We start from the raw sequence: 14,274 nt of genomic DNA, 5'->3' as shown, positions 1-14,274 counted from the left end.
AACCCTAAACTTTACCACGGGCTAACACCTGTTTCCGGCGCATTGTCATCACTAAAGAACTGGCCCGTTGGGCCATCCTTCCCAATCATTGCAGCTTTCACTACTCTCGCAGCAGCATCCTCTACCGTTCCGGGGCCACTATGATGATTAAAATCCGTAGCAGTATACCCAGGGTCAACCGCATTGATCTTAAATGACGTAAAACGCTGATCATAAGCCAGCACAATCGTATAAGCATTAAGCGCAGCCTTAGACGCTACATAACTGGCCGGCTTAACACTATAATACTTCCATTCAGGATCATTATGCAGCGCAAGTGAACCTAAACCCGAGGTAACATTAACAATTCTTGGTTCCTCAGACTCCATCATCAAATCAACAAACGCCTGCGTAACCCCTATCACCCCAAAAAAATTAGTTTCAAATACCTCCCTAAACACCGCAACATCAGTTTCCAGTGGTGTCTGTGGCATCGCACCACCCACACCTGCATTATTAATCAATACGTCCAGCACACTAACCTTCTTTCCCAACGCTTCACGCGCGGCCTGTATCGAAGCAATATCATTCACATCAATCTCTATGGCCTCCACCTCACTTAAGCCCTCAGAGCGCAGCTGGCTAACCGCCTGTTCACCCTTTTCAATATCTCTGCTGCCCAGATATACATAATACCCCTGCTGTAATAATTGTCTTGCCGTTTCAAAGCCAATGCTTTTGTTTGCTCCTGTTATCAATACTTTTTTCATAATCAATTATATTATATAACAAATCTACAACGCCTATAGCCTCCCGATGTAGCACATCCATCAGTAATCATGGTACATTTTGCGGGTAGCCGTACGATACTCAACCGGTGTAATATTACATTCCCTTTTAAAAAAGCGATTAAAATAAGAAGCATCCGAAAAACCAAGATCAAAAGCAATCTCCTTCAACGAATTATTCGTATGAAAAAGCAAGCGTCTCGCTTCCAGTACCTGTCGTTCATGAATATGTTTAATCGCAGGCTTGCCACTTTGACTCTTGACAACCTCGCTCAAATGTCCCGCAGAAATATTCAACAAAGAAGCATATTCACTTACCTCCCTCAACTCCCGGAAGCGCTCATTGAGCTTCAACTGAAAACTCTTCAATAATAACCTATCTTCAGCAACGCCATTATCCTTAAACTGCTCCACATACAAGCGGCTCAAATAAGTAATCAACACCGTCATATAAGCACCTAACATACTTTGCTGCCACTCACCAGGGCTTTGATACTCCACATTCAGTTTAGCAATCATATCCTCCACAAAAAGAACATCAGCCTCCGTAAGCAAAAGCTCGTGTCCATTCTGAGGATTTTGAATCAACGGTAACAAACTTAAAGCAGTATTTCCCTGAAGAGACAAAAACTCAGACGTAAAGGCAATACCCGTACTCCACAACTCCTGGAAACCATCCTTTACAATAATTTGATTAGGTCCCGTAAAATAAAAAGTATTATCCTTCAGCGAATAAGGTGTCATATCAATCCATAAACTGCTTCCGCCACGTTTCATAAACACCAGCAGATAATGATCCTTTCGATGCGGTATCAAAAAATCCTCATGATCAGGTAAAGTCCCATTAAAATTATACATCCTGAAATGTCTGTTATTCCCTACCTCGTCTGGCTTCAAAGAATAAACCGGTAACTGTTGATTATAGTTAAGCATATACGTTGACTAAAACTAATGAATTTTATGAATACGCAGGCTACGACTCCGTACTTAAAACTTGCTGATTACCCAGGCCGTCAGTACCCATAAAATACTAACCAAAACAACAAAGATCAAGAACAAAATAACCAGCGCCAATACAATTGTACTCTTTCCGCTGCCCTGATGCTTACCCTGCTCATAATACTCCTCCATCAAGCGCATATTCCTGGTATTTGACTTAAAGAAAAAATCCCAAACCTGTCCAACCCCCGGAATTGCCCCAATTGTCGTATCCAATAAAATATTGATACACATCAGCACAACAATCTTGCTCGTGAGTCCTTTACTGGCCATAGCCAGTACCAAACCACCCGAAACAGCAAACCCAACAATATCACCAGCAAAAGGGATTAAATTCAGCAGCGGATCAAGCCCAAACCTGTACTTTGTCCCCGGAATCCTGAACTGCTCATCCATCAAAAAAGAAAGTCTTGAAACCCATCGCAAAACACGAACATTTGGAACCGAAGAATTTTTATAAGCAGAATCATATCGCATTATACCGTAACCAAATATCAGTCAGATTGTTTTTCCGCACCAAACAAGTTTCCCCTATTTTCTGCATCAACAAGCGTCTCCTGTTTTCTCCATCAAACAAGTACCTCCTGTTTTCTGCAACAAACAAGTTTCTCCTGTTTTCTCCAACAAACAAGCGTCTCCCGTTTTCTCCACCAAACAAGTTTCTCCTGTTTTCTCCATCAAACAAGTTTCTCCTGTTTTCTCCATCAAACAAGTTTCTCCTGTTTTCTCCACCAAACAAGTTTCTCCTGTTTTCTCCATCAAACAAGTATCTCCTGTTTTCTGCAACAAACAAGTTTCTCCTGTTTTCTCCACCAAACAAGCGTCTCCTGTTTTCTCCACCAAACAAGCGTCTCCTGTTTTTTGCAACAAACAAGCGTCTCCTATCTTTTTTTTTACCCCAATCTGCATCATGCCCAAATTGGAATGAACCTTTACTTATTTTAGTGGTAAAAAAAAAGGAAGGCGTAGCATGTCCTGACAATGATTCATTCTTCATGAATTCCGTCAGGACATGCTACCCTTCCTTTTTTTTCTAATAATTTAAACGGTGAATGTAACCCCTTCCAAAGCCAACGCAGTATTTTCAAAAACACTCTGCGCCTCCTCCAGCAACGGCAATAACGCCTTATATCTTGAAGAAAAATGTCCAATAATCAACTTACCAGCACCAACCTCCTTCGCCACCAACCCAGCCTGTAAAGCCGTCGTATGATGCGTCACATTTGCCCTTTCCAGCAAATCGTCCATAAACGTTGCCTCATGATACAACATTGTGCACCCCCGGATACTCTCCAGATAACTCCCATCCGCCATTGTATCCGAACAATAACAATAACTTTTCGGCGTATCCGAATCAATCGTATAATCAGCATTCAAAATCACTTCACCACCCGGCAAAGTCAAATCCAAACCCTTCTTCAACAACTGATAATAATCCGGAGAAATATTTGCAGCCTCCAGCTTATCCACTAAAACCTTACGTAACCTCTTTTTCTCCGTAAACCTGAACCCCGTACACGGGATCCTGTGATTCAGCACAATTGTTTCAACCGTTAAATCCTGATTCTGGAAAATCACTCTCGATACATCCGCTACAATCGGACAAAACTCAATCTCGAACCTTAAATTCGTTTCAGAATACCTGAACTGAATCTCCAGTATCTCCATCAAAGCTGCCGGAGCAAAAATCTGGAAAGGCTTAATCCGGCCATTTAAATTCATCGTTGAAAGCAGACCAATCAAACCAAAATAATGATCACCATGAAGATGACTGATAAAAGCCACATCAATCTTACTCGCCTTAAAACCAAACCTGATTAACTGCTGCTGAGTACCCTCACCACAATCAATCAAATAAAACTTATCCTTACAATTTAAAAGCTGTGCTGACGGATTTCTATTAAAAACAGGAGTAGCAGAACTACTTCCTAAAATGGTAACCTCAAACTTCATTAATTTTCCTGATCAAAGCTCCCTAGTAATTCCTTCTCTATCTCTTCCATGAAGATCAAATCTTCCGCCTCATCCAGGTTGCCCACGATGTTTAATGACTGGTCAATAGACGACATTTCCAATAATTTGGCAATACACTCCGTTACCCCCGTTACCAGGAATAACCCATTTGCCTTCTTGCAAAGCCTGTCCCCAACCAAAAGACAGCTAAGATCCTGTGAATCATCACAATCACTCACCATCGATAAGTCCAGAACGATATTACAATAGCCCTCAGCATTCAATAAAATGAACTCAGATTTTAATCCGGGCGTATTATCAGCAGTCAGTCTGTTTTCATCCAACCTGATAGCGACATACTTTTCGTGTTTATCTACTGAAAATTTCATAACATCCCCCTTTTTTAATATAAAAAATTAAGCATTTAATTTGATAACAGGCTACCTAAAACATTCTGCTCAATCCTGTTCAGAATATCATCCTGCTCATTCTTTACAAATTTATCACCAGTAATCTGCTCATACAACTCAATATAACGCTCAGAAATAGAAGCAATAATCTCAGGAGTCATTACAGGAATTTCCTGTCCATCCTTACCCTGAAAACCATTCTCAATTAACCACTTGCGTACAAACTCCTTAGAAAGCTGTTTCTGAGGAGTATTTTCCGCCTGACGCGCCTCATAGCCCTCCGCATAAAAATAACGCGAAGAATCCGGCGTATGAATCTCATCAATCAGGTAAATATCCTCACCAACCTTACCAAACTCATACTTCGTATCCACCAGGATCAAACCACGCTCAGCAGCCATTTCAGTTCCCCTCTTATACAAAGCATAAGTATAATTCTCCAACTGATCATAATCAACAATAGAAACAATACCCTTCGCTAAAATATCTTCTCTCGAGATATCCTCATCATGCCCAACAGACGCTTTTGTTGTAGGCGTAATAATCGGCTGAGGCAACTTGTCATTCTCCTTCAGACCATCCGGAAGCGCTACACCGCACACACTTCTTTTACCCGCACTATATTCCCTCCACGCATGGCCGGCAAGATAACCCCTGATCACCATTTCTACCTTAAAAGGCTCACAAATGCGGCCAATCGTTACCATTTCATCCGGTACAGCAATCACCCAATTCTGAACGATATCTGCCGTTGCCTTTAAAAATTTAGCACCGATCTGATTTAACACCTGACCCTTAAAAGGAATAGCCTCAGGCAAAACCACATCAAATGCAGAAATCCTGTCAGTCACTACCATGGCCATCAAACGATGATCAATAGTATATACATCACGCACCTTACCCTTGTAAAAACTACTCTGTTTAGGAAAATTAAAATTTGTTTCTTTTATTGCTTTCATGTTGTTGATGGATCACATCAATTATTGTTTATAAATTACTGTATATCTCCGTACGCCTTCAAAATCCTTTTCACCAGCTTATGCCTGACCACATCTTCCCCGGTCAGGTAGATGATTTCAATACCCGGAATATCATCCAGGATACGCAAAGCATTATGTAAACCCGACATTTGTTTCTTAGGCAAATCGATCTGCGTCACATCACCAGTAACGATGAATTTCGCAGAAGGCCCCATCCTTGTCAGGAACATTTTTAACTGTAAATCCGTTGAATTCTGTGCTTCGTCCAAAATTACAAAACAATTATCCAAAGTACGGCCACGCATAAACGCCAGCGGTGCAATTTCGATCGTTCTGTTCTCTAAATACAACTTTAGCTTCTCTGCCGGAATCATATCATCAAGCGCATCATACAGCGGACGAAGATAAGGATCTACTTTCTCCTTTAAATCACCAGGCAGAAAACCTAAGCTCTCCCCGGCCTCTACAGCCGGTCTGGTTAAAATAATTCTTTTAATCTCTTTATTTTTCAATGCTCTCACAGCAAGCGCTACCGCCGTGTACGTTTTTCCCGTCCCCGCAGGGCCGATAGCAAAAAGCACATCGTTTTTCACGATACTGTCAACCATTCTGCGTTGATTGGCCGTCCGGGCTTTGATCATCATACCGCTATTCCCGAATACAATGACTTCTCCACCGCCACCACCATTCACTTTTTCTGGTGCAGCATCAGCACCATAAGCATCTGCGTTATATTTAAACGCTAAAATTGATTCAATATCACCCGGGCTTAAAGAGCCATATTGCTCCAGGTGACCAATCAATTTACCAAACTTTTTTTCAAAGAGTTTTTGCTCACCTTCATCACCTAACACCTTCACCTCATTGCCTCTGGCAACAACTTTCAGTTTAGGAAATGCGTGTTTGATCAACTCATAATGCTCGTTGTTCGCACCCCAGAATTGTACCGGATCTACTGTTTCTAATGTTAGTTTTAGTTCGTTCAAAATATTGTTTTTTAGATAGGAGTGTATATTTTGATATAAAAGTTGAATATTTGTAGCGCTTTACCGCATACGCAAGAATAAGAATAAATATTCAATTTTTAATGGCCATTATCACTTTAACAACAGATTTAGGATCCAAAGATTTTTATCAGGCTGCCCTCAAAGGCAGTATCCTGACGATCTTGCCTACAGCTACTATTGTTGATATTACCCATGAAGTTCCATCCTTCAATATCTCTTACGCAGCCTTTGTTTTAAAGAATGTTTACCACTATTTCCCTAAAGGTACTGTGCACCTGATAGGTATAGATTCTGTGTTCAGTGAAAATACAAAATATATCGGGTTAAAATATCACGATCATTATTTTGTCGGCGCTGATAACGGGATTTTTTCTTTACTATTCGACGGCAAACCAGATGAGATTGTAGAGCTGAATATTATGCAGGATTTGAAGTACCTGCACTTCCCGCTCGTTGATATTTTTGTTAAAGCAGCCATTCACCTTGCCAAAGGCGGAAAGCTGAAAGACATCGGTTTACCAACAGCAAGCATTGAAGAAAAGATGCTGTTGAATCCGGTTATCGAACAAGATATGATCAGAGGGAGCGTCATTTACATTGACACTTTCTGCAACGTAATTACCAATATTACCAAAGAACTATTTACTAAAATACAGCGTAACAGAGACTTCACCCTCTATTTCCGGAAAAGCGAAACCATTACCCAGCTCAGCTGGCACTATAACGAAGTTTCCGAAGGAGAGAAATTATGCCTCTTTGGAATCAGCAACCATTTGGAAATTGCTATTAACAAAGGTAAAGCAAGCGGATTACTCGGACTACACCTCGGTGATATTGTCCGCATCCAGTTTCATCCCTAATAAGGCATAGATTTTGCTTTATACATCAAAATAATACTTTATGATCAGACCTCTCCTCCTATTTATCTGTTTAAGCACTACTATTAACGCCTTAGCCGTACAAAGTGACACCTCTGCCTATCAGGTGCAACGTTTAAAAATAAATGCCTTACTCGCAGAGCGGAGTGCCAAATTCGGACAATACGATTTAAGCCTTAGTGCTAGAACTGGTATTTTCGGTTTGCAGACTAAAAATGACCTCAAAAATTCTAATGAAATATTACGAGGTATCATACTGAATGACAACAATATATTCAGGGAACTTAAAGTATTAATGAACTACAAGGATCAGGAAGTACAGCAAGTACAAACCAATGCCGGCAATAATGCAAAGCGCATTGAAAGCTATATGCAAGCCATTAAAAAATTGCAAGATCAGAATGAAGAACTGAAGAAAAAAACAGCCGTTATTGCAGCAGAAAAAAACACAGAAACGTATTCCATTTTGTTTTTAATCCTGATTATCATTACCGGCGGCCTTTTCTTTTACAGTAAACTCCGTAAAAAAGCTTAAATACAATAATTAGTCAGCATGCCGACCAGGAACTTTGGCTCTATCCACGTAGACTTTGGAGGCATGGTCTTATTCGCATCTGCTACATTGATAATCTGTTCTACCGAAACTGCAAACAAAGTAAATACCACTGCATAAAGACCGTTATCCACCATTTGCTGTAACGCTGCTAAAGGTGTAATTCCTCCTTCAAAAGTCACCCTGGCATTGGTACGCGGATCATCAATCCCTAATATCGGGCCTAACAGCTGATTCTGTAAAATACTCACGTCCAGTAACTCTACAGGATCGTTCGCATCATAAGCATTAGGTTTTGGAGATAAAAAATACCACTGTTTATCCAAATACATTCCAATCGTATGTAACTGATCCGGATCTACCGGCTCCTGCGATTTTTCTACCGTAAAAGCATCACCCAACCTGGATAGAAAATCCGTTGCCGTTAAACCATTCAGATCTCTGACCAGCCTGTTAAACTGCAAGACCTTAATTTCATCCGTGTTCATAAATACCGTGGAGAAATAATCCATTTTTGACATTGCTGCCGCACGATGATGACCATCCGCAATATATACAGTAGCTATCTCTGCGATCTCACTCGTAATTAAATCAATAGCATCCTCATCATCAATCAGCCAGACTTTATGTCCGGTCAGATCAGTAAATGTAAAATCAATTACCGGAAGCTCCTGCATATACTTTGCAATCACTTCGTCTATAGCCTTTACCGGATGATAAGTAATTAAGACCGGGTTCGCGTCCAGCCCGGTATGGTGCAGATAATCAGCCAGCTGTTTTTCCCTCCGCTCTACCGTCAGCTCATGCTTTTTAATACTGCCATCCAGATAACTCTGTACATCACTTAAAGTCCATAAACCTTTCTGGGTAAACCCATTGCAGGTAACCTGATAAATATAATAACAAGGACGGTTAACTGGAACCAGTACATTACCACTTAGAAAAGAATCGAAGTTTTCAGAAATCTTGCGGAAGATCAGATCCTGGTTCATATCACGCAAATAAGCATGATCCAACGCCGGACTAATTAAATGAAGAAAGCTATAATTGTTTTCAGAGGCGATTAATTTGGCCTCACCTGTACTATAATACTCAAGCGGCCGTGTGACCACAGAAGACTGCAAATGTGCAGCAGGGATAAGCGCTGAAAAAGGCTTTACTAAAGGCATGAAACAGGTGTTATTTGGTTTGGGGCGAATATAATCAAATCCCCAAACCATTTAACTTATTTTACTGTTTTAATAGTTATTTTTTAAAATGTGCAATAATCAATGAAGCCAATTCTTCCCCAATACGCTCCTGTGCTTCATTCGTTGCAGCCCCAATATGCGGTGTTAACGAGATCTTAGGATGTTTTAAAATCGCCTCCAGAGGAGTAGGCTCATTGTCAAACACATCTAAACCTGCAAAAGCAACTTTAGCACCATCTAACGCATTAATCAGTGCCTGCTCATCAATTGTACCACCTCTTGAACAATTTACTACACCAACTCCTGGTTTCATTAAATCAAACTCAGCAGCACCTAATATAGGACGGTCAGCAAAAGGCGTATGTAAAGTGATGAAATCACTGTTTTTAATCACTTCTTCCAGACTTACTGTTTTAACAGGAATATCAAGGCTTAAATCACCCTGAAACTTTAAAGTCAGTTTACCATCAAAAGGATAAAGATCATAAGCCAGTACATTCATACCTAAGCCTAAAGCTAAAGTAGCCGTCTCTCTTCCAATTCTGCCAAAGCCAATGATCCCTAAAGTTTTACCTCTAAGCTCAGTACCTTTTGCATAATCCTTTTTCAGTTTATTGAAACCCGTAGCCCCTTCAACAGGCATTTTACGGTTAGCATCCTGTAAAAAACGGATACCAGTGAATAAATGTGCAAATACCAGTTCTGCAACTGATAAAGAGGAAGCAGCAGGCGTATTCACTACCGCGCGACCTTGTTCACGTGCATAATCCACATCAATATTGTCCATCCCTACTCCACCTCTTCCAATCAACTTTAAATTTGGACAAGCATCAATTACATCCTTACGGACTTTCGTTGCACTTCTAACTGTAATTGCATCATAATTTTGCAATGCTTCAATCAGTTTATCCTGAGCAACAGTTTCTGTATCTACAATAAAACCGGCTTCTTCTAATAATCGTTTTCCGATAGGATCGATCCCATCGTTTGCAAGTATCTTAATCATTAAATTTTATTTTTGGTGTTTCTCTGCAAAAACCTGCATCAATTCCACTAGTCTGTGTACACTTGTAATTGGTAACGCATTGTAAATAGAAGCTCTGAACCCACCTACACTTCTATGTCCTTTAAGACCTTCGATATCATTCTCTTCCACGAATTTCAGGAATGGTTTCTCCAGTTCAGGATCCTCCATTACAAAACAGATATTCATTCTTGAACGGTCTTCTACGACAGCAGTCCCCTTAAATAAAGGATTTCTGTCAATCTCCATATATAAAGCATTGGCTTTCGCAATGTTTTCTTTTTCAATCTCAGCAACACCACCCTTAGATTTTAACCATCTCAGGTTTAACATCGCTACATAGATTGCAAAAACAGGAGGCGTATTGTACATAGAACCACCTTCAATATGTACCTTATAATCTAACATAGAAGGGATTTTATTGGTTGTTTTACCTAAAATCTCATCCTTAACAATGACTAAAACCGAACCAGCAGGGCCAATATTTTTTTGTGAACCAGCATAGATCAGATCATATTGTGAAACGTCGATCACTCTGCTCATAATGTCTGATGACATATCGCACACCACCGGTACTTTAGTTTCAGGCAAGCTGAACATTTCAGTTCCATAAATCGTGTTATTCGAAGTGCAATGGAAATACGCGCTGTCTTCAGGAATAGAATATCCTTTAGGCACATAGTTAAAGTTAGCGTCTTTCGATGATGCCACTACATTCGCAGTACCAAAGTTTTTCACTTCTTTAATAGCTTTGTTAGCCCATACACCTGTCTCCAGGTAAGTTGCTGTCTGTCCTTCGCTTAACAGGTTCATTGGAACCATCGCAAACTGTAAACTTGCACCACCTTGTAAGAATAAAACGGAGTATCCTTCCGGTACATTTAACAACTCTTTAACCAACTTAACAGCTTCAGCTAATACGGCCTCGAACTCTGGTGTACGGTGGGAAATCTCTAAAATCGATAACCCATCCTTAAAATCTAAAACGGCTTGTGACGCCTGTCTAAACACTTCCTGAGGTAAAATACAGGGGCCTGCTCCAAAATTATGTCTCATTTTATATGCTAATTAATTATTGTAAATGTAATTGTTTTATCCAAATAATATTTGGTTTTTTGAAATAACTACTAAACGAATGGATTTTATATACTGCTTAGAGAGGATGCTGATTCACGCTTCATCGCGGTGATCATTTCCAAAGGGGATTCAGCACTGAAAATAGCATTTCCAGCTACAAAAGCATCCGCACCAGCAGCTAGTAAATCGCCCAGGTTATGGATACCTACGCCGCCGTCTACCTCAATCAGTAATCCCGGATTTACCGTAGCAGCCATAGCTTTCAACCTTCTGATTTTAAGCAGTGTATTGGGAATAAACTGCTGTCCGCCAAAACCAGGGTTTACCGACATGATCAATACCATATCCAGTACCGGAAGGATATCAATCAGCAATTCTACAGGCGTATGCGGGTTAAGTGCCACGCAAGCTTTCGCTCCTGTTTTATGGATAGCCTGAATTGTTCTGTTCAGATGTACACAAGCCTCATAATGTACCGTAATACTATGCGCTCCTGCCGCTGCAAACTGTTCAATATAAAGATCAGGATTAACGATCATTAAATGGACATCCAGAGGTTTCTTTGCATGTTTTTTCAAGGCTTCCATCACTGGAAAACCAAAAGAAATGTTCGGTACAAATACGCCATCCATAATATCTACATGAAACCAATCTGCATCGCTGGAATTAATCATTTCTATGTCGCGTTGTAAATTGGCAAAATCAGCAGAGAGTACAGAGGGGGCAATCAGGTGTTTCATGTGGTTAAATTGTAATGCTATTGAGAAAGTAAATATAAAAAAATAACCCGTTTATAGCGCAAATTCATAGAGATAAAAGGTACATTCAACGAAATATGTAATTACTAAAACATCACAATAATTACGAAATCGCACACTCGCTGTTCGTTTTCGGGCAGTTTGAAACCTATAGCAATATAAAAACATCGTTTATCCCATCAAAAAACACTTTACAAGGGAATGGCATACGTTTAGCTTTTGGCCTCAGACGAATATTAACCTTAAATACATGTTTAAACTCGACCTTAAAATAGCTTTACGCAGTCTTTGGAAAAATAAAGGCTATACCTTAATTAATGTAGGAGGCCTGGCCATCGGACTGGCCAGTTGTATGATATTACTGCTCTATGTAGCCTATGAATGGAGTTACGACCGGCAGTTCACTAATTTCGAAAAAACTTATATCATCTATAACAACGTTAAAACCACTACAAAGACCTTTAGCTGGGCCTGGACACCCAATGCCATGGCTGACGAGGTAAGAAGTAAAATTACAGGTGTGGCCTACGCTTCTCACTCTTCCTATCCGCAAGAGCAGGTCATTAGCAATGGAGAAAAAACTTTCAAAAAGAAAGCTGTTTATACAGACCCATCCTTCCTGAAAATATTCGATTATAAAATTATCAAAGGGAATCCAAATACACTTTTAACCAATATTAATTCAGTTATTTTAACAGAAAGCATGGCTAAAAACCTCTTTGGCGACGAAGATCCCATCAATAAAATGGTAAAGCTGCAAAATACTGAGGTCTTAAAAGTCGAAGCTGTTATTCAGGATGTCCCTAAAAATAGCAGTATCCAGCTAGACTATATCATGCCATGGACACTCTTCATTAAACAAAACCCCTGGGCAAAAGACATCAACTGGGGAAACAATATGTGTCTGACTGTAGTTCAATTACAGAAAGATACATATTTTGATCAGGCAAATTCTCAAATCAGAGATATCTATAGCCGCAACCAGGAAGGCACATCCAGCAAGGCATTACTACACCCGCTATCGAAATGGCATTTATACGATAACTTTGAAAACGGTAAATCGGTTGGAGGTAAAATTGATCAGCTTCGGATATTTCTTATCCTGGCCTTTTGTATTCTTTTAATTGCCTGTGTAAACTTCATGAACCTTTCCACTGCCAGATCAGAAAAAAGGGCCAAAGAAGTTGGTGTCAGAAAAGCAATCGGTTCATCAAGAGGTGCTTTAGTAGGTCAGTTTATGATAGAATCTATTTTACTTTCTTTCATGGCTATGCTGGTGGCTTTTACCTTAATGGAAGTCAGCCTGCCCTATTTCAATTCACTATTAGGTATTGAACTGATCATCAGCTATAAGAGCTGGACATTCTGGTCAGTTCTGGTTGGTCTGACTACATTCACTGGTTTTGTTGCAGGCAGCTATCCGGCATTCTACCTCTCCTCTTTTGAACCGGTTAAAGTATTAAAAGGGTTCAATACAGCCGGCAGTTCTTCGCTTTCAGTAAGAAAAATTTTAGTAGTCTTTCAATTTGTATTTGCAGCTTGTCTGATCATTTGTACAGCTGTTATTTATCAGCAGCTTAATTACATTAAAGATAAACCAGTTGGCTATAACAAGGCGGGTTTAGTACAAATTCCCATACAGGGAAATCTTGCAGGCAAAGAGAAACTGGCGCTTTTAAAAGAAAGACTGATTAAAACCGGTTCAGTTACCCAGGTCACTTATTTCAGCACCGCTTTAAACATAAGTGGCAATAATACCTTTAGCGTTAGCTGGCCAGGTAAAAATCCCAAAGAAGACATCTTATTCAATACTCGTGCTGCCGGTGAAGACTTTGCTCAAACCATGGGTTCGGAAATGGTAGCTGGCAGGGAATTCTCATCCAAATTTACAGCTGACTCAACGAATATTGTCATCAATGAGGCAGCGGTAAAAGTAATAGGATTCAAAAATCCTATCGGGAAAACCATCAATGTAATGGGTAAACCTTTTACCATCATCGGCGTAATGAAAGACTTTGTCATGGAATCACCATATAAAACTGCCGCCCCGATGTATATCACAAATCACATGGAAAACGTTGAATTTATCATTGCCAGGTTAAATCCGGCGCAGAATATTAGTACCTCGGCAGCGCAAATTGATGAAGTTGTGAAAGCACTCAATCCAAATTTCCCGGTAGACAGGACTTTTGCAAGTGATAATTTTGAGCAAAAATTCCAGGATGAGCGGCTATTAGGAATTCTATCCAACTGGTTTGGAGGTTTCGCTATATTTATCTCCTGCCTGGGCTTATTGGGTCTTGCCTTATTCATGGCAGAACAAAGAAAAAAAGAAATCAGTATCCGCAAAGTTTTAGGCGCAAGTACCCTGAATATTTTAACTTTGCTCAACAAAGATTTCATTAAATTGGTCGCTATTGCGAACCTGATTGCATTTCCCCTGGCCTATATTATCATCAGCAAATGGCTTTCGGCCTATGAATTTAATGTGGGGATAAACGCGTTGCCTTTTGTTATCGCAATCAGTTTATCATCAATCATAGCGATTATCACTGTTAGCATACAATCCGTTAAAGTAGCCAAAGCTGCCCCAATAGACTCTTTAAAGCACGAATAGCTCAGGAACAACCAAAAATTAAAGCATAAAAAAACGCCTCACGATTATTTCGTGAGGCGTT

15 protein-coding genes are annotated in these 14,274 nt (G+C 40.0%); 3 read left to right on the top strand and 12 right to left on the bottom strand.

Features of this window, described 5'->3' with window-relative positions; all coding sequences use genetic code 11:
- Positions 1 to 11: 11 nt before the first annotated feature.
- The 8 genes from HDE70_RS07180 to HDE70_RS07145 form a co-directional block, all read right to left on the bottom strand.
- A complete protein-coding gene (locus HDE70_RS07180) occupies positions 12 to 749 on the bottom strand; it encodes an SDR family oxidoreductase (RefSeq protein WP_183889051.1) in 738 nt (245 codons plus the stop codon).
- A 60-nt stretch (positions 750 to 809) separates the two neighbouring features.
- The gene (locus HDE70_RS07175; RefSeq protein WP_183889049.1) at positions 810 to 1,700 is read right to left on the bottom strand and encodes a helix-turn-helix domain-containing protein; all 891 of its coding nucleotides are present in this window, start codon (positions 1,698 to 1,700) and stop codon (positions 810 to 812) included.
- A 54-nt stretch (positions 1,701 to 1,754) separates the two neighbouring features.
- Positions 1,755 to 2,243 carry a DUF4112 domain-containing protein gene (locus HDE70_RS07170; RefSeq protein WP_183869852.1) on the bottom strand — a complete coding sequence of 163 codons (489 nt, stop codon included), beginning with the start codon at positions 2,241 to 2,243 and terminating at the stop codon, positions 1,755 to 1,757.
- 66 nt (positions 2,244 to 2,309) lie between these two features.
- Positions 2,310 to 2,678, bottom strand: coding sequence for a hypothetical protein (locus HDE70_RS07165; RefSeq protein WP_183889047.1), 369 nt, complete (start codon positions 2,676 to 2,678; stop codon positions 2,310 to 2,312).
- Between the two features lie 129 nt (positions 2,679 to 2,807).
- Positions 2,808 to 3,719, bottom strand: coding sequence for a ribonuclease Z (locus tag HDE70_RS07160; protein WP_183889045.1), 912 nt, complete (start codon positions 3,717 to 3,719; stop codon positions 2,808 to 2,810).
- Positions 3,719 to 4,108, bottom strand: a complete 390-nt coding sequence (locus HDE70_RS07155; protein WP_183869849.1) for an STAS domain-containing protein — start codon at positions 4,106 to 4,108, stop codon at positions 3,719 to 3,721. Before HDE70_RS07155 ends, HDE70_RS07160 begins: the two co-directional genes overlap by 1 nt.
- 35 nt (positions 4,109 to 4,143) lie before the next feature.
- Positions 4,144 to 5,088, bottom strand: coding sequence for a phosphoribosylaminoimidazolesuccinocarboxamide synthase (locus HDE70_RS07150; protein WP_183869848.1), 945 nt, complete (start codon positions 5,086 to 5,088; stop codon positions 4,144 to 4,146).
- Positions 5,089 to 5,123: 35 nt separating this feature from the next.
- Positions 5,124 to 6,095: a PhoH family protein gene (locus HDE70_RS07145; RefSeq protein ID WP_183869847.1), complete on the bottom strand. Its 972-nt coding sequence runs from the start codon at positions 6,093 to 6,095 to the stop codon at positions 5,124 to 5,126.
- A 101-nt stretch (positions 6,096 to 6,196) separates the two neighbouring features.
- On the opposite strand from HDE70_RS07145, the gene HDE70_RS07140 reads away from it, so the two are divergent.
- Positions 6,197 to 6,976 carry an S-adenosyl-l-methionine hydroxide adenosyltransferase family protein gene (locus HDE70_RS07140; RefSeq protein WP_183869846.1) on the top strand — a complete coding sequence of 260 codons (780 nt, stop codon included), beginning with the start codon at positions 6,197 to 6,199 and terminating at the stop codon, positions 6,974 to 6,976.
- 40 nt (positions 6,977 to 7,016) lie between these two features.
- Positions 7,017 to 7,529, top strand: coding sequence for a hypothetical protein (locus HDE70_RS07135; RefSeq protein WP_183869845.1), 513 nt, complete (start codon positions 7,017 to 7,019; stop codon positions 7,527 to 7,529).
- On the opposite strand, the gene HDE70_RS07130 is transcribed toward HDE70_RS07135, so the two are convergent.
- From HDE70_RS07130 to rpe, 4 genes are all read right to left on the bottom strand, one after another.
- Positions 7,526 to 8,716, bottom strand: coding sequence for a DUF1015 domain-containing protein (locus HDE70_RS07130; protein ID WP_183889043.1), 1,191 nt, complete (start codon positions 8,714 to 8,716; stop codon positions 7,526 to 7,528). The two genes, HDE70_RS07135 and HDE70_RS07130, sit on opposite strands and share 4 nt — an antisense overlap.
- Positions 8,717 to 8,792: 76 nt before the next feature.
- On the bottom strand, positions 8,793 to 9,743 hold the full coding sequence (locus HDE70_RS07125) for a D-2-hydroxyacid dehydrogenase (RefSeq protein ID WP_183869843.1): 951 nt from the start codon (positions 9,741 to 9,743) through the stop codon (positions 8,793 to 8,795).
- A gap of 6 nt (positions 9,744 to 9,749) precedes the next feature.
- Entirely contained in the window at positions 9,750 to 10,817 is a 1,068-nt protein-coding gene (gene serC / locus HDE70_RS07120; RefSeq protein WP_183869842.1) for a 3-phosphoserine/phosphohydroxythreonine transaminase, read from the bottom strand.
- 86 nt (positions 10,818 to 10,903) lie between these two features.
- Complete coding sequence (gene rpe / locus HDE70_RS07115; protein WP_183869841.1) at positions 10,904 to 11,578, bottom strand: ribulose-phosphate 3-epimerase; 675 nt, start codon at positions 11,576 to 11,578, stop codon at positions 10,904 to 10,906.
- A gap of 268 nt (positions 11,579 to 11,846) precedes the next feature.
- Here rpe and HDE70_RS07110 point away from each other — a divergent pair, with 268 nt between their 5' ends.
- Positions 11,847 to 14,213, top strand: a complete 2,367-nt coding sequence (locus HDE70_RS07110; RefSeq protein ID WP_183889041.1) for an ABC transporter permease — start codon at positions 11,847 to 11,849, stop codon at positions 14,211 to 14,213.
- Positions 14,214 to 14,274: the final 61 nt, after the last annotated feature.

Source organism: Pedobacter cryoconitis, assembly GCF_014200595.1.
GTDB lineage: Bacteria > Bacteroidota > Bacteroidia > Sphingobacteriales > Sphingobacteriaceae > Pedobacter > Pedobacter cryoconitis_C.
Note: the sequence above shows the minus strand (reverse complement) of the source record. Positions and strands in the feature narration are given on the sequence as shown.

Coding starts and splice junctions, on each gene's coding strand:
- HDE70_RS07180 (WP_183889051.1), bottom strand. CDS start 749: ATGAAAAAAGTATTGATAACAGGAGCAAACAAAAGCATTGGCTTTGAA.
- HDE70_RS07175 (WP_183889049.1), bottom strand. CDS start 1,700: ATGCTTAACTATAATCAACAGTTACCGGTTTATTCTTTGAAGCCAGAC.
- HDE70_RS07170 (WP_183869852.1), bottom strand. CDS start 2,243: ATGCGATATGATTCTGCTTATAAAAATTCTTCGGTTCCAAATGTTCGT.
- HDE70_RS07165 (WP_183889047.1), bottom strand. CDS start 2,678: ATGATGCAGATTGGGGTAAAAAAAAAGATAGGAGACGCTTGTTTGTTG.
- HDE70_RS07160 (WP_183889045.1), bottom strand. CDS start 3,719: ATGAAGTTTGAGGTTACCATTTTAGGAAGTAGTTCTGCTACTCCTGTT.
- HDE70_RS07155 (WP_183869849.1), bottom strand. CDS start 4,108: ATGAAATTTTCAGTAGATAAACACGAAAAGTATGTCGCTATCAGGTTG.
- HDE70_RS07150 (WP_183869848.1), bottom strand. CDS start 5,088: ATGAAAGCAATAAAAGAAACAAATTTTAATTTTCCTAAACAGAGTAGT.
- HDE70_RS07140 (WP_183869846.1), top strand. CDS start 6,197: ATGGCCATTATCACTTTAACAACAGATTTAGGATCCAAAGATTTTTAT.
- HDE70_RS07135 (WP_183869845.1), top strand. CDS start 7,017: ATGATCAGACCTCTCCTCCTATTTATCTGTTTAAGCACTACTATTAAC.
- HDE70_RS07130 (WP_183889043.1), bottom strand. CDS start 8,716: ATGCCTTTAGTAAAGCCTTTTTCAGCGCTTATCCCTGCTGCACATTTG.
- HDE70_RS07125 (WP_183869843.1), bottom strand. CDS start 9,743: ATGATTAAGATACTTGCAAACGATGGGATCGATCCTATCGGAAAACGA.
- serC (WP_183869842.1), bottom strand. CDS start 10,817: ATGAGACATAATTTTGGAGCAGGCCCCTGTATTTTACCTCAGGAAGTG.
- rpe (WP_183869841.1), bottom strand. CDS start 11,578: ATGAAACACCTGATTGCCCCCTCTGTACTCTCTGCTGATTTTGCCAAT.
- HDE70_RS07110 (WP_183889041.1), top strand. CDS start 11,847: ATGTTTAAACTCGACCTTAAAATAGCTTTACGCAGTCTTTGGAAAAAT.